17 protein-coding genes are annotated in these 20,752 nt (G+C 38.3%); 8 read left to right on the top strand and 9 right to left on the bottom strand.

Going from position 1 to position 20,752, the window contains the following annotated elements; translation table 11 throughout:
* Nucleotides 1-272: 272 nt before the first annotated feature.
* The 3 genes from ACFIKU_RS00745 to ACFIKU_RS00735 are packed head-to-tail and all read right to left on the bottom strand — an operon-like array spanning nucleotide 273 to nucleotide 3,457.
* Nucleotides 273-1,274: an Hsp33 family molecular chaperone gene (locus ACFIKU_RS00745; RefSeq protein ID WP_375656394.1), complete on the bottom strand. Its 1,002-nt coding sequence runs from the start codon at nucleotides 1,272-1,274 to the stop codon at nucleotides 273-275.
* 36 nt (nucleotides 1,275-1,310) lie between these two features.
* Complete coding sequence (gene argF, locus ACFIKU_RS00740; RefSeq protein WP_375656393.1) at nucleotides 1,311-2,246, bottom strand: ornithine carbamoyltransferase; 936 nt, start codon at nucleotides 2,244-2,246, stop codon at nucleotides 1,311-1,313.
* Nucleotides 2,243-3,457: an aspartate aminotransferase family protein gene (locus tag ACFIKU_RS00735; RefSeq protein ID WP_375656408.1), complete on the bottom strand. Its 1,215-nt coding sequence runs from the start codon at nucleotides 3,455-3,457 to the stop codon at nucleotides 2,243-2,245. Before ACFIKU_RS00735 ends, argF begins: the two co-directional genes overlap by 4 nt.
* 487 nt (nucleotides 3,458-3,944) lie before the next feature.
* Between ACFIKU_RS00735 and ACFIKU_RS00730 the strand changes: the two genes are divergently transcribed.
* Complete coding sequence (locus ACFIKU_RS00730) at nucleotides 3,945-4,487, top strand: GcrA family cell cycle regulator (protein WP_375641386.1); 543 nt, start codon at nucleotides 3,945-3,947, stop codon at nucleotides 4,485-4,487.
* Nucleotides 4,488-5,414: 927 nt separating this feature from the next.
* Here the strand turns inward: ACFIKU_RS00730 and ACFIKU_RS00725 are convergent.
* Nucleotides 5,415-5,990 (bottom strand): Smr/MutS family protein, encoded by a 576-nt coding sequence (locus ACFIKU_RS00725; protein WP_375641385.1) that lies wholly within the window; start codon nucleotides 5,988-5,990, stop codon nucleotides 5,415-5,417.
* A gap of 52 nt (nucleotides 5,991-6,042) precedes the next feature.
* Complete coding sequence (locus ACFIKU_RS00720; RefSeq protein WP_375656392.1) at nucleotides 6,043-6,735, bottom strand: Tim44/TimA family putative adaptor protein; 693 nt, start codon at nucleotides 6,733-6,735, stop codon at nucleotides 6,043-6,045.
* 172 nt (nucleotides 6,736-6,907) lie between these two features.
* On the opposite strand from ACFIKU_RS00720, the gene ACFIKU_RS00715 reads away from it, so the two are divergent.
* Together ACFIKU_RS00715 and secB are read left to right on the top strand one after the other, a co-directional pair.
* The gene (locus ACFIKU_RS00715) at nucleotides 6,908-7,402 is read left to right on the top strand and encodes an FxsA family protein (RefSeq protein WP_375641382.1); all 495 of its coding nucleotides are present in this window, start codon (nucleotides 6,908-6,910) and stop codon (nucleotides 7,400-7,402) included.
* A 141-nt stretch (nucleotides 7,403-7,543) separates the two neighbouring features.
* Entirely contained in the window at nucleotides 7,544-8,020 is a 477-nt protein-coding gene (gene secB, locus ACFIKU_RS00710; protein WP_375641381.1) for a protein-export chaperone SecB, read from the top strand.
* 67 nt (nucleotides 8,021-8,087) lie between these two features.
* Here secB and ACFIKU_RS00705 read toward each other — a convergent pair whose 3' ends face one another.
* On the bottom strand, nucleotides 8,088-10,388 hold the full coding sequence (locus tag ACFIKU_RS00705; protein WP_375656391.1) for an NADP-dependent malic enzyme: 2,301 nt from the start codon (nucleotides 10,386-10,388) through the stop codon (nucleotides 8,088-8,090).
* 195 nt (nucleotides 10,389-10,583) lie between these two features.
* On the opposite strand from ACFIKU_RS00705, the gene mutS reads away from it, so the two are divergent.
* A complete protein-coding gene (gene mutS, locus ACFIKU_RS00700; protein WP_375656390.1) occupies nucleotides 10,584-13,328 on the top strand; it encodes a DNA mismatch repair protein MutS in 2,745 nt (914 codons plus the stop codon).
* A gap of 1,027 nt (nucleotides 13,329-14,355) precedes the next feature.
* On the opposite strand, the gene ilvD is transcribed toward mutS, so the two are convergent.
* The 3 genes from ilvD to ACFIKU_RS00685 form a co-directional block, all read right to left on the bottom strand.
* Complete coding sequence (gene ilvD / locus ACFIKU_RS00695) at nucleotides 14,356-16,197, bottom strand: dihydroxy-acid dehydratase (protein WP_375656389.1); 1,842 nt, start codon at nucleotides 16,195-16,197, stop codon at nucleotides 14,356-14,358.
* Between the two features lie 1,001 nt (nucleotides 16,198-17,198).
* Nucleotides 17,199-17,450 (bottom strand): DUF1150 domain-containing protein, encoded by a 252-nt coding sequence (locus ACFIKU_RS00690; protein WP_273722448.1) that lies wholly within the window; start codon nucleotides 17,448-17,450, stop codon nucleotides 17,199-17,201.
* Nucleotides 17,451-17,476: 26 nt separating this feature from the next.
* Complete coding sequence (locus tag ACFIKU_RS00685) at nucleotides 17,477-17,908, bottom strand: Hsp20 family protein (RefSeq protein WP_273722447.1); 432 nt, start codon at nucleotides 17,906-17,908, stop codon at nucleotides 17,477-17,479.
* A 113-nt stretch (nucleotides 17,909-18,021) separates the two neighbouring features.
* Between ACFIKU_RS00685 and nth the strand changes: the two genes are divergently transcribed.
* The 4 genes from nth to pheS all read left to right on the top strand — a co-directional run bounded on the left by nth (nucleotide 18,022) and on the right by pheS (nucleotide 20,732).
* Complete coding sequence (gene nth / locus ACFIKU_RS00680; RefSeq protein ID WP_375656388.1) at nucleotides 18,022-18,762, top strand: endonuclease III; 741 nt, start codon at nucleotides 18,022-18,024, stop codon at nucleotides 18,760-18,762.
* 154 nt (nucleotides 18,763-18,916) lie between these two features.
* Nucleotides 18,917-19,120, top strand: coding sequence for a 50S ribosomal protein L35 (gene rpmI, locus ACFIKU_RS00675; RefSeq protein ID WP_183193590.1), 204 nt, complete (start codon nucleotides 18,917-18,919; stop codon nucleotides 19,118-19,120).
* 33 nt (nucleotides 19,121-19,153) lie between these two features.
* Nucleotides 19,154-19,555, top strand: a complete 402-nt coding sequence (gene rplT / locus ACFIKU_RS00670) for a 50S ribosomal protein L20 (RefSeq protein WP_142416222.1) — start codon at nucleotides 19,154-19,156, stop codon at nucleotides 19,553-19,555.
* Between the two features lie 94 nt (nucleotides 19,556-19,649).
* Complete coding sequence (pheS, locus tag ACFIKU_RS00665) at nucleotides 19,650-20,732, top strand: phenylalanine--tRNA ligase subunit alpha (protein WP_375656387.1); 1,083 nt, start codon at nucleotides 19,650-19,652, stop codon at nucleotides 20,730-20,732.
* Nucleotides 20,733-20,752: the final 20 nt, after the last annotated feature.

Here is a 20,752-nt window from a genome sequence, read left to right as displayed (position 1 = left end):
CAATGAATATTATAAAAGAATTTATTGTAAGAAATAAACTTTTGAGATGTAAAAAATAAAAAAGAAGCTTTTTCGAGAGGAGAAAATGTATTGTACAGAGAACTCTTTTTAAGCACTCTATGACGTGATTGCTGATTTCAGCAGAAAGATCACTCGTATACATTAAAAAACTCTAAGACAAGAAATACTCTAGAAGTCCATATGAGCTTAGGCGTAAACTTTTATGATGCAAATAAAAGTTGCAATCATCATTTTTTATGAAAAACATTTGATTATGTTTTTTCTTCTAAAAACTCTTGCGGTGTAAAACAATATGTTTTTGAGCAAAATTCACATGTGACTGAAATATATTTATTTTTAACCATTTTATTGCGTTCATCAATAGAAAACCCTTCTAGGATTCCTTTAATTTTTTCGTGTGAACAAGAACATTGATCAACAAGAGAAAAAGGATTAAAAACTCTAACACCTTGTTCATGAAAAAGACGAAACAAGAGCTGTTTACTACCGACTTGGGGATCTGTTAATTCTGAACTTTCAATCGTTGCCATGAGTATTTTAGCTTCCTGCCATTGGTTATCCAATTGGGTATGGGTTTTCGTTTCTTCTCGCTTTTGATGAGGAGCATCTATTTTATGATGAGACGATTCTTGGGGTAAAAGTTGGACCAAAATACCTCCAGCTCGCCAGCTTTTCTGCGTTTTTCCTTGTTGGTCACGATTAATTAATATAGCAACAGCCAAGCGGATATCGGTAGGAATTTGTTCTGATTGATCAAAATAAATACGAGAAGCTTCTTGTAAATTTGATCCTTCTAATGCAACTATCCCTTGATAGGGTTGCATATGGGAACCTTGATCAATTGTGAAAGCTAAAGTGCCTTTTCCTAAAAGTGTTTCTGAAGAGATTTGATTATTGTCTATGGCTTGTTTAAGCTGTTCTTTATCAAAACGAGCGTATCCACGTAAACTGGACGGAGGTGAAAAATCGCACACCAACATATTAACCGGCCCATCGGAATGAGTTTGTAAAATAAATTTTCCCGTAAGCTTTAGAGAAGTTCCAAGCAGAACAGTTAAAAGTAAAGCTTCTGCTAGAAGATAAGAAACCGGTTCAGGGTATTGATGTCTGTTAAGAATAGAATTTAAAGTTTCCCCAAGTTGTACGGCACGTCCACGGATATCAAGTTCTTCAACTTGAAAGGGAATAACACTATCATCTTCATACAAGAAGTTGTTGTTAAGAGAGGCTTCATCTTTAGCTTGTTCACTCATAGCTTTGCCTTTTTTATATAATTTGTTGTAGGGAGGCTATTGTGGAGAGAAAAACGCATCTTGTAAACACCAAGAAAGAATTGCTTTTTGAGCATGAAGACGATTTTCAGCCTCATCGAAAACAACGGAGTGCGGTCCATCAATCACAGAATCAACAACTTCTTCACCACGATGAGCAGGAAGACAATGCATAAAAAGAGCATCAGATTTTGCTAATTTCATGAGAGATTCATTGACTTGATAAGGCTGAAAAATAGAATGACTGCGAGCACGAAATTCTTGTCCCATGGAGACCCATGTATCGGTTATAATACAATCAGCATCTTGAGCTGCTTTTTGGGGATTATGGGTTAGTGTAAGGTGCGCTCCTCGTTCACGTGCCCAATGTATAAATTTTTCTTGTGGTTCACTGCCCTTTGGAGTGGCAATACGCAAATGAAAATCAAAAAGAGCTGCGGCCTCAATTAAGGAATGGAGCACATTATTACCGTCCCCCATCCACGCAAATATTTTGCCAGAAATTGGCCCCCGATGCTCTTCATAGGTTAATATATCTGCTAGAATTTGGCAGGGGTGTGTATCATCTGTAAGGGCATTAATGACAGGAATTTGTGCATATTGTGCCAATTCGAGCATACGTTGATGTTTTGTTGTTCGTAATATCACGATATCCACAAAACGTGATAAAACACGAGCCGTGTCAGCTATAGTTTCACTATGACCAAGCTGCATCTCTGAACCCGTGAGCATGATTGTATCTCCGCCAAGCTGACGCATACTGATATCGAATGAAATACGGGTTCGTGTGGATGGTTTTTCAAAAATCATCGCAAGTGTTTTACCCATAAAAGGTTTTGAACCTTTCCCCGCTTTAAATGATGCTTTAAGGATTTTTGCATAATCGATCAGTGCGCGTGCTATTGCTGGCGTTAAAATGGATAAGTCCGTGAAATGACGAAGAGCCTTTGTCATGTGTGTAATATTTGTTTTTCTTTGTTTACTTGCGAAAGATAAGCTATTGCTTTTTCAATACGATGCAAACTTTCATCTATTTCTTCTTCCCTAATGATAAGAGGCGGTAATAAGCGCACAACGTTGTTGTTGGCAGCAACACTTAAGAGATATTCATTTTCTAAAGCATTAACGACAAGATTTGAAGGCACAACACACTGAACACCTAACATTAGGCCCATCCCCTGAACTGCGCAGATAACATCAGGATAGCTATTGAGAATGTGCAAAAGTCCACTCTTTAGTTTATTTCCCATGCGCTGAACATGGTTGAGAAAATTTGGCTCTAACAAAATATCAAGAACACTATTTCCTACAGCCATTCCAAGAAGATTTCCTCCAAAGGTTGAACCATGGGTCCCAATTGTCATGCATTTTGCAACTTTATCCGTTGCAAGGCAAGCACCTAATGGAAATCCTCCTCCTAATCCTTTTGCGAGGGTAAGAATATCAGGCGAGACATCACTCCATTCATAAGCAAAAAGCTTTCCTGTTCGTCCTATACCCGTTTGGACTTCATCCAAAATCAATAACAGACCATTATCATCGCATATTTTGCGCAAAAATCTTAAATATTCATGAGGGACCGTTCGTATTCCTCCTTCTCCTTGAATAGGTTCAATAAGAATAGCGGCGGTATTTTTATTAATAGCGTTACGCAAAGCGATTTCATCACAAAAAGGTACTTGAATAAATCCACCAGCTTTAGGTCCAAAGCCTTCAAGATATTTTTCATGCCCAGTCGCAGCAAGTGCTGCAAGTGTACGTCCATGGAATGCCCCTTCAAAAGTAATTATTTCAATGCGTTCTGAATGACCCGCAGCATAGTAATAATGACGCGCCGTTTTGAATGCGCACTCCAATGCTTCAGTGCCTGAATTGCAGAAAAAAACCTTATCCGCAAAACTATTTGCACAAAGCCGCGTGGCAAGAGATGCTTGTTCAGGAGATTGAAAAAGATTAGAAACATGCCAAAGTTTTTCAGCTTGCATTTTGAGCGTATCAACCAATTTTGGATGTGAATACCCTAATGCATTAACAGCAATACCAGATGTGAAATCAAGATAACGCTCTCCCTTATCGGAAATAAGCCATACACCATGCCCCTGTTTAAAATGCAAATTTCGTCGTGCGAAGCATTCATAAAGTGGTTGTATAGAGACGGCACCCATCATAATTTCCTTTATATTTTAACCTTTTCAATATATATACAAAGTAACACTACAAATAAAACAACATGGTACATTTCGCTACGGTACTTTCAACATTTCATTACGATTAATGATTGCACCTATGGAATAGATCATTACACCAATTGAAAAAAAGTCAATGAAGGTTCTACCAATAAGCTTTTCTGGGAAAAAGCCTTAAACAAAAATGACAGTTTAACATATGATTGATTTGCAAGTTGGGGAAAACATTCTAAATAAACTCTTCAAGGGGTAAAGACTCTTGTCATAGAGTAAGTGCATATTGTAATTTACTATATAATAAGCAATATGATGTGTTTTGATTTGTAAGTCCACAGGTTGGATGATTTTCTTATGCTCGTTTAGAGTGTAAAACTCTTTCATTCAGCGTAATGAAAATATTATTAAAACATTTGAAGATGCAAAGGGGGAGAGCATCTTAGTGACGTAATCGGAATGGAGTGCTGGTATGGGTTGGACATGTGAACGCGTTGAGCTTCTTAAAAAGCTTTGGAGTGAAGGGTTAAGTGCAAGTCAAATCGCTGCTCAATTAGGTGGGGTCAGTAGAAATGCAGTCATCGGCAAAGTACATCGATTAAAGTTGCCAGGACGTGGTAAGACAGCACAAGGAAGCGCACGTGCGCAAAAAACTCCCATGGGAAGCAGCCCACCATCTCCACGTGTGCGTCGCAACACGTCCACGGTATCGCCAATAAACACATCATCTGTAAGCTCTGTAAGTATTGAAGAAACAGCTTTAAAGACAGAATTTGTAGTGGAAGATGTAAAAGAAGTTGATGTATCCACAAAATCCAATGTAGTTGTGCCTATATCACGTCAACTTAATCTTCTACAATTGAGTGAAAATACATGTAGATGGCCGGTTGGCGATCCACTATCAGCAGATTTTCATTTTTGTGGTGCAGATTCTGATGAAAATAGCCCCTATTGTGCCTTTCATGCTAAACTAGCATTTCAACCAATATCTGAAAGACGTCGGATAAGAGTGTAATATCCTCGATTGAATCTCATATTCTATGCCTTCTGCACTTCGTTATTAAATTTTAATTATCGAATTATTATGAGAAAGAAATTTGATGGAGCTTTTAATGAATGAAAAAGTTTCTTCATGAAACTATTCAATGAAACTGTATCTTTTGCTGCTATTGCGCAGCTATGTGTTGTAAAGTTATATTTCTGTTTATTTTCAAGATTTTCTTTAATTTCGTTGTATTGCTTTAAAAACTATCCATAGCAATATCTTTGAATAATACAGTTTCTCAATTTCTCATGTTTTTATTCTTCGTATATTTAATAGAGTAATGCAGTATTATAAAAATGATTTACCGCTTTACAACCTGAATGAGATTCATTAATACCTCTCTCGTTTTAAACCCTCTTATAGTTGAATCAATCAAAATCTTTCGTTTGGGCGTCATGAGCGAGATGAGAGCTGTGGAGAGTAAAAACACTTAAAGAAGAGCATGCCTCTTATAAATGCTTTCAAGTGCCAAGGGCTTCAAGGGGTGTCGCAACATTGGGAGCTGGTAAAGTATATGATGATGCCAGCGTGCTCTTTTATGAAGCATAAAGATAGGGAGTGCTTCATGGATTTATCGTTATACCCTTCACGGATGCTGTCGCAAAATAAGCTTGGGAGCGGCTGAGAGATGTTTCTTTAAAACAAGCTCGTGAATATATGCAATCCAATGGCATTCTGTTTTACGTAAGGCATGTACCCCATTAAAGCATGCGATAAACAAAAGCGTGCAGTAATACCTAGAATGTAAAATAATATATTTATAATTTTTTATAAAAAATTATAAATAAGGGGATATTGTAATTCAAGGCTCTTACGAAACATACAAAAACTATAAATTATTACGTATAAATCAATATTAAACCTAGAACAACCACAACAACATCACTTTCCTTTTCCCTACACAAAACGGCGCAACCAAACATAAAGCGCACCTTCTCCTCCATGCTGACGCGCTGCTTGCTCAAACGCGTGGACATAATATCGAAAAGCTGGTGTTGATAACCAATACGGAACAAACCTATACAAAGCTCCATCGCTCCCAACGGATCGTCCTTTTCCTGTAATCACAAGGACATAACGCAATCCTCTCTGCTGAGAGGATTGTAGAAAATTTTTTAAGAAAAAATAAGCTTCTTCCTGCATATAACCGTGGAGATCAAGACGCGCCTCAAGAGGATAACGACCTTGGGAAATTTTACGATGTGCAACATGATCAAAGAAATGAATCTTTTGTGCTTGTGTAACTGCCCTCTTTCCTCTTTTATTAATCGTCGAGGATTGTTGATTTTTCTGAGATAATGTGGAGATTTGAGTTACAGGCTGTTTTTTATCATTAATATTTGCAATCATTTCTGAAGTAGAAGACAGCATCTTACCATGAAGCGGCGTTATCGTACGACAAACCATCTCCCATAAAAGGCGATCTTGTGAAGCCAATAAATCTCTTTTTTGTCTCCATTTACTTGAGGACATTTTAATTTCTCATAAATCATTGAATGCTTATGGAAGAAAAACAAAAAGTATTTTAATTTTCATTTTCTGTAGCAAAAAGTTTCCAGTTGGGATCTGACGACAAACTATTGCGAACAAAAGTCCAAATATCCCTAATTTCTACAATAGCATCAGGATCACCGTCTATACGCTCGCCCTGTTCATTATAAGTAACAGAAATCATCTCACTGACAATACGTATTGTTAAAAGTTCATCCTTTTCTTGTATTGCCGCCGCAACAAATTCAATCTTATTAATTCCAACAAAAGTGAACTCTATTCTTTCTTTATTTTTTTCTCGTTGCTCAATAGCCGCACAAAAGCTCTCAAAAACATCCTGACACAGCAAGCTTTTAAGTTGATTGAGATCACCTTTGGCAAAAGCTGTTACAATCATTTCATAAGCAATTTGTGCACCTTTTATAAAAAATTGAGGAGAAAAATGAGAATCAATTCTATGCAATTCCCGCAAATTTTTATTCAAAATACTCCCCTCCGGTGAAATTTTATCAATTTCACTAAAGTCATCTTTTTGTGAATTTTTATGATGAGGGAACGAAACAATATTATCAGCCGTTTCTGCTTCAACCTGTTTTTTAGAACGACGTGAATAAGGATCAAAGGGGGGCTTTTCAAACCCAATTCGTTTCCCTAATACATTACGGAGTTGCACAAAAATAACAACCATAACAACAAGAGCTATGACAAGTATAACGTCAAATTCCATGGGCGCTGTCAATCTCCAAAGCTTAAATCTCTAATAAACATTGCAGTCAATACCATTTATCAATAAATATGTAAAATAAGGAATCTTATCATTCAAATATTTTTATAGATTTTATATTAAACGGAGTGCTCTTAAGAATTTCTCCCCACCTCATCCAGAAGGAAATTTTCATGTGATAAAACTTTATTCTATAAACCCTCGTTTTTTTGTTGTTATCTTTCTTTGCATTCTTTTAATCGAGATTGCTGGTTTTATCTTTGTTGGTCAAGAAATTGGTATTTTGGCAACTTTGAGTTTGGTTATTCTCACAACCATAGTTGGGGTTGTTTTATTGCGAATTCAAGGGATTAGCCTTTTAAAAAATATACAAACTGAACTTATCCAAGGACGCACATTAGAGAATAATATTATTAATGATGCTTTCATCATGTTTAGTGCAATTTTACTTATTCTTCCTGGCTTTGTAAGTGATCTCTTGGGAATATTACTTCTTATTAAACCAATTCGCTCTGTTGTTTGGCATTTCTTTACATCATTAAAAAACAAAATGAATCCCAATACTAAAAGAAAAAATGACTCTGAAAAAATAATTGATCTTAACGCAGAAGATTACACAATTTATGATACGACAGAATCTCCATGGCGCAAAAATAATGATAACCATTGAAATGCCTAAAAAATCTGTAACAAACTAAAAAAATATTCAAGATAAAGAGCGCATTTCTTGCAACCTTTTGCAAGGCGTGATAACCAATTCGGACTTTAGATCTAAATAAATATACATATTATAATGAGAGAGGTTCGTCGTATGGCCGAAGGTGAAATAAATAACAGTGGTGGAGAGCCGGTTTTTGCTGTATTAACTCAATATTTAAAAGATTTATCATTCGAAAACCCAGGTGCTCCTCGTTCATTGCGTGCACGTGAAAAGTCACCACAAATTGATATCAATATTAACGTCAATGCGAACCCAATTGGTGATGACAATTATGATGTCGTTTTGTCTCTCTCCGTCAAAGCCAATGATGAAACTGAAACCTTATTTCATGTAGAACTGATTTACGGTGGTGTTTTCCACCTTAAAAACATTCCACAAGAACATGTGATGCCATTGGTCTTTATTGAATGTCCCCGTCTTTTATTCCCATTTGCTCGCCAAATTATATCTGATGCTACTCAAAATGGTGGTTTTCCACCTTTGTGGATTGATCCTATTGATTTTGCAGCACTCTTCCAAAAGCGTCTTGCTGAAGAACAAAAAGACAGTCAAATACAGCCCTCTTAAAAAATTTATTCTTTTGCTATCAAAAAGCCCCTTGATATATTATTGGTATATTAGGGGCTATTTTCCTTTAGACGACTTTTGCGGCATGATAAGCCGCAAGCATTGCGATATTGACAACATCTGTATCGCTTCCACTAAACGGTACAATTTGGACAGATTTTTCTAATCCAATTAAAATAGGGCCAATGATGGTTGCTTCACCAAGTTCTTGTAACATTTTGCTTGCAATGGAAGACGCATGATATCCCGGCATAACCAAAATGTTAGCGGGCTCTGTTAATCCCATAAATGGATATTGCTGCATCAATTTGGAATTGAGTGCCACATCAGCACTCATTTCTCCATCAAACTCAAAATCAACTTTGCGTTCATGCAAAATATTAATCGCATCCTGAATTTGCTGCGTCGTTTGCCCTTTCATATAAGCAAACGTAGAAAATGCTAAAAATGCTACCCGTGGTTGATATCCAAATCCACGTACAAACGAAGCGGTTTGTTCCGCTATATCCGCAAGTTCTTCAGCATTAGGATTTTCATAAACAGCTGTATCCGCAATAAACACAGTTCTTCCACGGCAAATGGCCATTGAGATACCAATCAATCGTTCTTTTGGTTTTTCATCAATTGCACGACGTATATCAATCAGCGCTGTTTCATAATTGCGTGTCACCCCTGTAACCATTGCATCAGCATCTCCTAGCGCCACCATACACGCAGCAAAATAATTGCGATCATTATTGATACGACGATGACAATCACGCAACAGCCAGCCTTGACGCTGCATCTTTTTATAAAGATAATTCGCATAAGCATCTGTACGGCAAGAAAGCTTAGCATTCATAATAGAAATACCTTCACGCTCCAGATCAATTCCAGCGATAACAGCCGCTTCTCTTACTTGCTCTTCACGACCAACCAAAATCGCTTGTCCTAATTTTTGATGAACATAGGAAACGGCTGCCCGCATAACTTGCTCTTCTTCACCTTCTGCAAAGACAATTTGTTTTGGCGCTTGACGAACATGATTATAAACCCCACGCATCATCGAGGACGAAGGATCACGTCTCGCATTCAAATCGCGCTCATAGGCCTCTAAATCATCTATGTTCTTTTGCGCAACACCGCTTTCCATTGCTGCTTTTGCTACCGCTATTGAAACAACCGTTAATAAACGCGGATCAAAAGGAACAGGGATGATATAATCAGGACCAAATTTTAATCGCTTTCCACGATAAGCTTCTGCAACGCTGTCAGGCACTTCTTCATGCGCTAAATTGGCAAGAGCCTTTGCCGCAGCAATCTTCATGTCTTCATTAATAACTCTTGCACGCACATCAAGTGCACCACGAAATATATAAGGAAAACAGAGAACATTATTAATCTGATTTGGATAATCGGAACGTCCTGTTGCGACAATGGCATCATGACGCACTTGCATAACCTCTTCCGGCGTAATTTCTGGATCGGGATTAGCCATAGCAAAAATGATCGGCTGGGGGGCCATGGATCTTACCATTTCAGGAGTAAGAGCACCTTTAGCAGAAACCCCAAAAAATATATCTGCACCTTCCATTGCCTCCACAAGCGTACGTTTATCTGTTTGAATAGCATGCGCAGATTTCCACTGATTCATTCCCTCTTTGCGCCCTTCATAGACCACACCCTTTGTATCACATAATATGATATTTTCGGAACGAAAGCCCATCGCTTTAATCAATTCAATACAAGCAATCCCGGCAGAACCAGCACCATTACAAACCAACCGCGTATTTTGCATATCGCGCCCTGTTAAAGTCAAAGCATTGAGAACACCAGCAGCAACAATAATTGCTGTACCATGTTGGTCGTCGTGAAAAACAGGTATATTCATCACCTCGCGTAGGCGGCTTTCAATCATAAAGCACTCAGGCGCCTTAATGTCTTCAAGATTAATTCCACCAAAAGAAGGTTCTAAATGACGCACCAAATTGATAAAACTTTCTGTATCGTTTATATCAATTTCTAAATCAATGGAATCAATATCCGCAAAACGCTTAAACAGTACTGCCTTGCCTTCCATAACCGGCTTAGAGGCAAGGGCTCCTAAATTGCCTAACCCTAAGATAGCGGTTCCATTTGAAATAACAGCAACAAGATTTCCTTTTGCTGTATAATCATAAGCTAGCGCTGGATTTTGAGCAATTGCCTTCACTGGAACCGCAACACCTGGTGAATAAGCAAGTGCTAAATCATGCTGTGTTGCCATAGACTTTGTTGCAACAATCTCAAGCTTTCCTGGTCGACCACGACTATGAAAATCTAGAGCTTCTCGTTCACTCGCACTGTAAACAGTTTGAGACATTTTCTGATCCTGCTCGGTTTTTTTCATCTCACTTTATTTTCTCCAAAAACAGTGTAAATGTTGCTTGATAATGCGTATAGTCATTAAATTTGATTCATATATTAGAAATCGCTATTCTTGCCTTAGCAAATCTGATGATGCGTTGCAATTTAGAGATAAATAGATATTGAAGTAAACAAAAAAGAGTAAAAACTTCACTTAAAGGAAACAGGCCTCGTACAAATGGATAAAAAAAACAACCATAAAAATAATTTAATTCCACAGCCTGCCTCCTCATCTGCTTCCTCTCAAGAACGTCTGACACCTATGATGGAGCAGTACATAGAAATCAAAGCCGTCCATCATGATTCCCTTCTCTTTTACCGAATGGGGGATTTTTATGAATTATTTTTTAATGATGCGATTGAAGCTGCTCAGGCTTTAGGAATCACACTCACAGCACGCGGAAAACATTTAGGACAAGATATTCCTATGTGTGGTGTTCCCGTTCATGCTGCAGATGATTATTTACAAAAACTGATTGCTTGTGGTTACCGTGTTGCTGTTTGTGAACAAATAGAAGATCCTGCTGAAGCAAAAAAACGTGGCTCAAAATCTGTTGTTCGGCGTGATGTTGTTCGCCTTGTAACACCTGGAACGATAACAGAAGAAAAACTCCTTGATCCAACACGCGCAAATTATTTGATGACACTTTCCCGTATAAAAACTAGCGATGGAGAGGAATTTGCTCTTTCTTGGATTGATATCTCAACAGGCATATTTCGTGTAACAGAAAGCCGCCAAGAAAAACTTTTAGCAGATATTATGCGTGTGGATCCACAAGAAATCATTGTCGCTGATTCATTTTTTCATGATAAATCTCACAAATCACTTTTTAATATTCTTGATCATATCGTTTCACCTCAACCTGCTTGTCTCTTTGATGCGCTGACTGCTGAACGCGATATTTGCAATTATTTTAAACTCTCAACTCTTGAAGGCGTTGCCGATTATTCACGTTCAGAACTCTCTGCAATTGTAGCTGCTATTCGTTATATCGAAAAAACACAAATCACGCATCGCCCTCCCCTCATGCAGCCTGAGCGCCAAAATGAAAGTGCAACTCTTTTTATTGATGCCGCAACCAGATTAAGCCTTGAACTTATTCGTACGACATCAGGTCAACGGGATGGAAGTTTATTAAAAGCTATTGATCGCACTGTAACAGGAGGAGGATCACGCCTTCTTATTGACCGCCTTATTGCTCCCCTCACCACTCCTTCAGCTATTGATACGCGTTTGGATTCTATCGATTTTTTTCTACGTAATCCTTCTCTTGCAGAAGCGATAAAGCTTATTTTAAAAGGGGGACCAGATATGCCCCGCGCCGTTTCACGTTTGGCTCTTGGACGAGGAGGTCCCCGTGATATGGCGACAATTCAGCGCGGCTTTGAAATCATTCGTGAATTGCATCAACTTCTTAATAATGAGCTTCTGCCTCAAGAAATAAGCGATGTACAACAGGTGTTCTCAAACTTACCCACAGCGTTATACTTTCATTTAGAACAAGCATTAGCTGATGACCTTCCACTCCTTAAACGTGATGGTGGTTTTATTCGTTCAAATTATCATGAAGAGCTCGATGAAATGCGTGCTTTACGTGATGAATCGCGCCGTGTCATTGCTGAACTTCAAGCGCAATATGCTCAAGAAACAGATATTAAGACGCTTAAAATAAAGCATAATAATATTCTAGGTTATTTCATTGAAGTAACCAGTACACAAGCATCTGCTCTTACAAATAATCCACAAGCTAAAGCACGTTTTATTCATCGGCAAACAATGGCAAACGCTATGCGTTTTACGACAACAGAGCTTGCTGACCTTGAAAGCCGTATTGCTCATGCTGCCAATCACGCATTGACACTTGAACTAGAGATTTTTGATATTCTCGTTCAAGAAATTACCGACCAAGTTGATTTTATTCGTAAAGCCTCTGAAGCACTTGCTATTTTAGATGTCTCTGTCGCTTTAGCATATCTTGCTGAAGAACAAGGATATTGCCGCCCTAAAATTGATCTTTCACTTACCTTTCATATCACAGCAGGGCGCCATCCTGTCGTCGAGCAAGCACTTCGCAAACAAGCAGCAGAACCTTTTATTGCCAATAATTGTGATCTCTCTGTACAAGAAAATCAGCAATATGCAGCAATTTGGCTGTTGACAGGACCTAATATGGGTGGAAAATCAACTTTTTTGCGGCAAAATGCTCTTATTGCTATTATGGCGCAAATGGGGTCCTTCGTTCCAGCGACTTCAGCACATATTGGTGTCGTTGATCGCTTGTTTAGTCGTGTCGGAGCTTCCGATGATCTTGCACGGGGACGCTCAACCTTTATGATGGAAATGGTTGAAACAGCAACGATTCTCAATCATGCTAGCCACCATTCCCTTGTTATTCTTGATGAAATAGGACGTGGAACATCAACTTTTGATGGACTTTCTATTGCTTGGGCTGCTGTTGAATATCTCCATGAAGTTAACCATTGTCGTGCTATTCTGGCTACCCATTTTCATGAAATGACTGCTCTTACCGAAAAACTTGACAGACTGCATAATGTAACCATGAAAGTCAAAAATTGGGATGGTGATGTAGTTTTTCTTCATGAGGTCACACCAGGAGCTGCTGACCGTTCCTATGGTGTACAAGTCGCAAAACTTGCTGGACTTCCCCCAGCCGTTATTACACGAGCAACAGATGTACTCCATCAATTAGAACAAGGTGAAATGGCCGGAAAAGGACATAAACTCATTGATGATTTACCACTCTTTTCTCTTAAAGCAACATCTTCTAGCAATGAAGCAAAAAACAAACATTGTGTACTTCACGAAGCTTTAAAAAATATTCATCCCGATGAACTCTCTCCAAAACAAGCTTTAGAAGCAATTTACCACCTCAAACAGCTTGAAAAGAGTAACCCTTTATAGAAAACGGATGTTATTTTTTATTAAAAAGCTTTCTTAATAGGAGATAAAGTATCCCTTTTTGATATGCTACAGCACAAACTGTTGTTTACCGTATTCCCATCGCTTTTCTACACAAATATATTTTGATAAGTGTAATGCACATAGAGGCAAAATCCTATGCATTATATTTCATATTTCCTTAGATCAATATTGGCCCGTATACGAAAAAATGGTCAATATCGACTATTTTTACAAGCTAGTCGTTTTTTGTAAAGATTGTCATGAAATCTCCTCCACCTTGCAAATACGCAATATTTCATGAATTATGCTTTTTCACGATCAATATTGTTGTTATCGTAGCAACAGTTTTAGTTTAAAGCTGTTGGTGTTGGGATGTCGCCCAATTTTGCATAATAAATTCATGGATAATGGGTCTCGCATTTTCTTCACATTTTAAGTTATAAAGAGCTCTTTTACTGCTTACATATGAAACATATAATCAGATATATCACAGCAGCATTTTATTTTCCTAAACATCCTTTGAACTCCTTCCTGCACTTCAAAGGATAAAGATTTTCATTCGAATCAAATCTGCGAACAGTCCAAATTCTAACGGATTTATCAGTCATGTAATTCACTTAAACTCAAAGCTTTACAAATAAGTCTAAGAATATTCACCACGCACTAAAGAACACTTAATATATTAACAAGGATGCCATATATCACAGCCCTAAATGGCAGTGTTTTACGGTACAACAAGATAATGCCACCAGTACAATAAATATCTTTCATAAATATGAGAACAGGAAATCGTAATTTCGTATAAAATTGGAATATGATATGAAAAGTAATCATACCATATCTATCTTTATCTGTCTTACCTAGCTGCTAAAATAAGCAATCCTCAGCAGCTTTTAGTCGTATTGATAGCTTTTTAATCATACTCATCATGACTCGAATATTCTGATAAGTTCATAAACTCATAAAATAATTAGCCTAGAATATCGTGCAAAAGATGTAAAAAATCAGAGTGCTATCCCTATTCAACTCATAAAATATTACGTACTGCGCCCTTTGCAGCAGATGTGGTCATCGCTGCATAGGCTTTGAGAGCCTTTGAAACTTTACGCTGACGCTTCTCACTCGGTTGCCAAGCATCTTTTCCTTTTGCTTCCATCTTAGCACGGCGCTGCTTCATCTCAACATCATCTACCAACATATGAATTCTACGATTTGGAATATCAATTTCTATGATATCCCCCTCTTCCACCAACGCAATTTCTCCTCCTTCAGCAGCTTCTGGTGAAATATGTCCTATCGAAAGCCCTGAACTTCCCCCTGAAAAACGTCCATCTGTAACAAGTGCACAAACCTTTCCTAATCCTTTAGATTTGAGATAACTTGTTGGATAAAGCATTTCTTGCATTCCAGGTCCACCACGTGGACCTTCATAACGGATTAAAACAATTTCACCTGTTTTAATCTTATCAGTTAATATAGCTGAAACAGCTGAATCTTGGCTTTCAAAAATTCTTGCCGGACCTTTAAAAGTTAAAATTGATTGATCAACGCCTGCCGTTTTTACAATGCAGCCATCTTTTGCAAGATTTCCATAAAGAACTGCCAATCCTCCATCTTGTGAATATGCATGTTCCCTATCACGAATCACACCTTTTTCACGATCAAGATCAAGAGTCTCATAGCGACAAGATTGGCTAAAAGCTATCTGTGTTGGAATACCACCTGGAGCGGCACGATAAAATGCACGAACTGTTGGTTCATTAGTTTGTTTCACATCCCAACGGTAAAGAGCTTCTTGCAACGTTTTTGCGTGAACCGTATAAGTTGACGTATCAATGAGTCCTGCCGCATCCAGTTCCCCTAAAAGCCCCATAATACCACCAGCGCGATGAACATCTTCCATATGTACATTCGAAACAGCAGGAGCAACCTTACATAAAACAGGAACACGGCGTGAAAGATGATCAATATCCGTCATGGTAAAATTCACCTCACCTTCTTGCGCCGCGGCTAAAAGGTGCAGTACTGTATTGGTTGATCCCCCCATGGCAATATCAACGGTCATTGCATTTTCAAAAGCCTTGCGTGAAGCAATAGAGCGCGGCAAAACTGTTTCATCATCTTGTTCATAATAACGTTTAACCAATGCAACAATCTGTCTTCCAGCTTCTTCAAAAAGCATCCGTCGATCTGCATGTGTTGCTAACATTGATCCATTTCCGGGAAGCGAAAGCCCCAATGCTTCCGTTAAGCAATTCATGGAGTTGGCCGTAAACATTCCTGAACAAGAACCACATGTAGGACAAGCAGCACGCTCCATTTCAGCAACCTCTTCTTCTGAATTTTGTTCTGAAGCTGCTGCAACCATGGCATCGACCAAATCAACCCTTAGATCTTGATCCTTCCATTTAATCTTACCTGCTTCCATAGGACCGCCTGAAACAAAGATTGTCGGAATATTCAACCGTAAAGCAGCCATTAACATACCAGGCGTAATTTTGTCACAATTAGAAATACAGACAAGTGCATCCGCACAATGTGCATTAACCATGTACTCTACAGAATCAGCAATAATTTCACGTGAGGGCAAAGAATAAAGCATTCCATCGTGCCCCATCGCGATTCCATCATCTACAGCAATGGTATTAAATTCTTTCGCAACACCACCGACAACTGCTATCTGTTGTGCGACTAATTGCCCAAGATCTTTTAAATGGACATGTCCTGGTACAAATTGTGTAAAAGAATTCGCAATCGCAATAATGGGTTTACCAAAATCAGTATCTTTCATCCCTGTTGCACGCCAAAGTCCGCGGGCTCCTGCCATATTACGCCCGTGGGTCGATATTCTTGAACGGTAAGAAGGCATTATTTTTTTCCCCTCAAATAATTCCATTTTGCTTGTTGTGCTGTAACTTCATTATAAAAACAAGAGCTTTAATATTCAAAAGAGAAAAATACCTTGTACTGAGGCATTTGAAGCACAAAATTAAAAACTCTGCATAAACTTTTTCATAAGGCCTTTGTTTTTATTACCTGTTAATCAACATCTAATCCCTGTGCAATTCCACGTTTGAGACAAATATCAAAACGCTTCAGTGTGGCACGAACTGTTCCATATTTTTGTATGCAAGATTTGGTAAGTATATTGCATCTATCTGTTTGCGTAATTTCTGAAACAAGAAGACAGCCTCATTTGGAAAGAATATAAGGCATCATGGTAAAAATCTATCATCTCCTTACAATTCAGCTTTACACCTTTCAAAAGCATTCATAGCAATATCTTTTAAATAATGATGACGCATTATCTCATGCTTTTGTTTTTACACTCTTCAATGAAGTTACTCCTCTCAGGAAGACCAGAATACCCCAAACAAAATACACTGGTACATCCTTCATATACTCATTTTATGGCTCATTTTAAAGCAACATCTTTCAATGCGCTCGAGCTCATTTCACGATAGCGCCTATGAATGGTATAAAAGTCCCCGTGAATAATATAAATCTATGGAGGGCATCTTCACACTTATGAAGAAGCAAACGGACACCATTATACATTTTTTCACCCCCAATATTGTGAACGTCCTTGGTAATTAAGACAATTCACACGAGATATTTTTATTCCTTTCTTCAAGTGTGTTTATCCACACAGCTCTTCCTGCTTATGACATACAAGCAAGTGACTTTAATTGTTTTAATATAAGAGGATCTAAAATGAGAGAACCTTATGATTTTCGGGACTCTCATTCCAGTTGTAAAAAATTAATTATGAATATAAGTCAATACTTATCTCATTATAACTCACATTACACCCTTTACGAAAAAACAGATAGAATTTACAAAGAGTACAACTTTTTGTCGTAAGGTAATCTAGTGCAGAGTTACAATTTGTAGTTCATGCTCATTGGCTCCAGCAAGGGCAATAGAACGCTCATCGGATAAAATGAGAGGATAACCTGTTTCACCAAAGAGAGCCCATATCGTAATGCCTGGAGTCATTGGTGGAAGATCTGGAAAGTTTTTAGCCAAATCATCTGTACAAACTTTTTTTAAATAGGCAATCTGTCCCGCATCAGAGTGGGACGTGTTCTGAAACGACAAGTTTTGTTTATGTTCTCCCATTTCACTGTTCCTTTACGCCTTAACTTTTATGACACACCACTACTGACTTTAATTGGAATCTGTTTTATTTCTTTTTTTAATTTTGGTTGATACAGATTAATTGATAAAAGACCATTTTTCAACTCTGCATTTGTAACATGCATCCCTTCCGCGAGAACAAAGGTTCGCTGGAATTGTCGCGCAGCTATACCACGATATAAATATTGATGATTTTGGTTGTCTGTTTGTTTACCATGAATAACCAATTGATTATCATCGAGCAAAATATTAAGATGGTTAACCTTAAATCCTGCAACAGCCAAAGTTATCCGGATATGATTTGCGTCATCATTTTTATGTAAACGTTCAATGTTATAGGCTGGGTAAGCTTCATCAGCTTTACCGATACGTTGCAATATTTTTTCTACGGTTTCAAACCCTAAAAGAAAGGGATTGGAGAAAGGTGTCACATGTGTCATTCATGAGTATCCTCTTTAAAACGGCTTTACTTGACCAAACTCTATAAAAGCGTTCGCTGCATTCCTCTCATATGGCGAGCATAAATGATAACTTCAAGAGATAAGAGAGTTCAATGCCTCAACGTACCATAAAATTGTCAAAAGTGCGAAATTTATCTGGTATATTATATAATGAAAATGAAATTGCAGAAATATTTTGCCGTTTTTCTGTGCAGCGCCCAGCGCCTAAGAGTGATCTTATCTATACAAATATTTTTACACTTTTGGTTGCCGTTGTGCTTTCGGCTCAAGCGACAGATGTAAGCGTTAATAAAGCGACAAAAGAATTATTTCGCCTTGCTGATCAACCGGAAAAAATGGTCGCATTAGGAGAAGAAGAAATAGCACATCATATCCGTTCAATTGGTCTTTGGCGAGCAAAAGCACGCAATGTTTATGCACTTTGTAAGTGCTTAATTGATTGTTATGGCGGTCAAGTACCTGATACGCGTGAAGCACTTATGGCCCTTCCTGGAGTGGGGCGCAAAACGGCTAATGTTATTTTGAATGTTGCTTTTGGTCAGCCTACATTGGCAGTAGATACACATATTTTTCGCTTAAGCAACCGTCTTGGTTTAGCACCTGGCAAAACACCAGAGATTGTTGAGAAAAAATTATTAAAGATTATACCAATCCATTATCTTCGTGATGCGCATCATTGGCTGATTTTACATGGACGCTATATTTGCCAAGCACGTAAAGTACAATGTGGGCAATGCATTATTGCCGATTTATGTAAAGCAGCCATCAAAACAAATGCTATTCCGGCACCTTTAGTTGAGCTTCAAGGCAATGGAGCGCCGATTTTTTTGTAATACGGTCTTGCTATTTTGTGTATACTAGCTTATGGAAACACTATTAGGACCGCCCGGCAGGGCATGCCGTGGCTGTTTAAATGCTTGTTCAAGCGTTGGTCCGCTTGAGTGAATAAGATGTTTGATTGAATAAATTAATGTATGGAGTAGCAAAATGCCCAAGATGAAGACCAAATCATCCGCTAAAAAGCGGTTTAAAATCACTGCGTCAGGCAAAATTAAAGTAGCAGCTGCCGGTAAGCGCCACGGCATGATTAAGCGTTCGAATAAATTTATTCGCGATGCACGTGGAACAATGGTTTTGTGTGAACAGGATGCTAAAAAAGTCATTCAGCATTATTTGCCGAATGGTATTTAAAGCTTACGCTTTTGATTTTGAGGAGATTATAATATGGCACGTGTGAAAAGAGGTGTGACAGCACACGCTAAGCACAAAAAAGTTCTTAAACAGGCTGAGGGTTTTTACGGTCGTCGTAAAAATACCATTCGTGCAGCTAAAGCAGCAGTTGATCGTTCAAAGCAATACGCTTATCGTGATCGCAAAAATAGAAAACGTACTTTCCGTGCTTTGTGGATTCAGAGAATTAATGCGGCTGTTCGCGCAGAAGGTTTAACTTATGGACGTTTTATTGATGGCTTATCAAAAGCCGGTATTGAAGTTGATCGTAAGGTTCTTTCAGATATAGCAATCCACGAAGCAGAAGCATTTTCTGCTTTAATTGCCTCGGCAAAAAAGGCTTTGGAATATTTAAAAGATACGACACCTAATGCTTTCGAAGGCGCTGTCAAATAAGCCAGTCGTGTTCTCTTAAAGCATTCATTTATTCGAGGTCCCGTGCTGGCTATTGCGAGTGCGGGTTTTTCTTTATTAAAAAATAGGCAAAAATATGAATGATATTGAGCGTCTGGAACAAGAAATTTGTTTAGCCTTAGAGGCAGCAGGTGATGAACAAGCACTTGAGGAAGTGCGTATTGCAGCATTGGGTAAAAAAGGTAGTATCTCTGAAAAATTAAAAGAATTAGGAAAAATGGATGCTGGCGAGCGTCATAAAGTTGGACCAGTTCTTAATGGATTAAAAAATCGTATTTTAGAATTATGGGCACAAAAGCGTGATATTCTGAAAAGACAGGCAATGGATGCTCGGCTTTCTCGTGAAACAGTTGATGTTACCTTGCCTGTTCGCTCTTCACCTATAGAACGGGGACGCATTCATCCTATCTCACAGGTGATTGAGGAAATTATTGCCATTTATACGAAGTTGGGTTTTTCTCTTGCAGAGGGGCCTGATATTGAAACAGATTATTATAATTTTACGGCATTGAATTTTCCTGAAGGGCATCCAGCACGAGAAATGCATGATACCTTCTTTTTTGATGTCGATAAAATGGGAGAACGAAAATTATTGCGGACCCATACATCACCTGTACAAATTCGCACACTAGAAAAACAAAAAGCACCGATCCGGATCATTATTCCTGGAAAAACTTACCGCATGGATTCGGATGCGACGCATTCGCCCATGTTCCATCAAGTAGAAGGTCTTGTCATTGATAAAACCTCCACCATTGCCCATATGATGTGGTTACATGAAACCTTTTGTAAAGAATTTTTTGAAGTTCCCTCTGTAAAAATGCGTTTTCGTCCCTCTTTTTTTCCTTTTACCGAACCATCTATGGAAGTGGATATTCAATGTGATCGTTCTGGTTCAGAAGTAAAGTTCGGAGAAGGACAGGATTGGTTGGAAATTTTAGGATGCGGAATGGTGCATCCTCATGTATTGAAAAATGTTGGTTTAGACCCCGATGAATATCAAGGCTTTGCTTGGGGAATGGGCATTGATCGTATTGCCATGTTGAAATACGGTATGCCTGATTTACGAGCTTTTTTTGATGCCGATCTGCGTTGGTTAGACCATTATGGCTTTCGTTGCTTTGATATGCCTGCTTTTTTTCCTAATAGAAATGTGTGATCTTAGTCATCGCTTTCATG

This window comes from Bartonella sp. CM120XJJH, assembly GCF_042194715.1.
Lineage (GTDB): Bacteria > Pseudomonadota > Alphaproteobacteria > Rhizobiales > Rhizobiaceae > Bartonella.
The sequence above is the reverse complement of the archived record's forward strand: the minus strand, read 5'-3'. Positions and strand labels throughout refer to the sequence as shown.

Bases quoted from the DNA above. Each gene is read 5' to 3' on its own strand.
- ACFIKU_RS00745 (WP_375656394.1), bottom strand. From the start codon at position 1,274: ATGAGTGAACAAGCTAAAGATGAAGCCTCTCTTAACAACAACTTCTTG.
- argF (WP_375656393.1), bottom strand. From the start codon at position 2,246: ATGACAAAGGCTCTTCGTCATTTCACGGACTTATCCATTTTAACGCCA.
- ACFIKU_RS00735 (WP_375656408.1), bottom strand. From the start codon at position 3,457: ATGGGTGCCGTCTCTATACAACCACTTTATGAATGCTTCGCACGACGA.
- ACFIKU_RS00730 (WP_375641386.1), top strand. From the start codon at position 3,945: ATGGGTTGGACATGTGAACGCGTTGAGCTTCTTAAAAAGCTTTGGAGT.
- ACFIKU_RS00725 (WP_375641385.1), bottom strand. From the start codon at position 5,990: ATGTCCTCAAGTAAATGGAGACAAAAAAGAGATTTATTGGCTTCACAA.
- ACFIKU_RS00720 (WP_375656392.1), bottom strand. From the start codon at position 6,735: ATGGAATTTGACGTTATACTTGTCATAGCTCTTGTTGTTATGGTTGTT.
- secB (WP_375641381.1), top strand. From the start codon at position 7,544: ATGGCCGAAGGTGAAATAAATAACAGTGGTGGAGAGCCGGTTTTTGCT.
- ACFIKU_RS00705 (WP_375656391.1), bottom strand. From the start codon at position 10,388: ATGAAAAAAACCGAGCAGGATCAGAAAATGTCTCAAACTGTTTACAGT.
- mutS (WP_375656390.1), top strand. From the start codon at position 10,584: ATGGATAAAAAAAACAACCATAAAAATAATTTAATTCCACAGCCTGCC.
- ilvD (WP_375656389.1), bottom strand. From the start codon at position 16,197: ATGCCTTCTTACCGTTCAAGAATATCGACCCACGGGCGTAATATGGCA.
- ACFIKU_RS00690 (WP_273722448.1), bottom strand. From the start codon at position 17,450: ATGGGAGAACATAAACAAAACTTGTCGTTTCAGAACACGTCCCACTCT.
- ACFIKU_RS00685 (WP_273722447.1), bottom strand. From the start codon at position 17,908: ATGACACATGTGACACCTTTCTCCAATCCCTTTCTTTTAGGGTTTGAA.
- nth (WP_375656388.1), top strand. From the start codon at position 18,022: ATGCCTCAACGTACCATAAAATTGTCAAAAGTGCGAAATTTATCTGGT.
- rpmI (WP_183193590.1), top strand. From the start codon at position 18,917: ATGCCCAAGATGAAGACCAAATCATCCGCTAAAAAGCGGTTTAAAATC.
- rplT (WP_142416222.1), top strand. From the start codon at position 19,154: ATGGCACGTGTGAAAAGAGGTGTGACAGCACACGCTAAGCACAAAAAA.
- pheS (WP_375656387.1), top strand. From the start codon at position 19,650: ATGAATGATATTGAGCGTCTGGAACAAGAAATTTGTTTAGCCTTAGAG.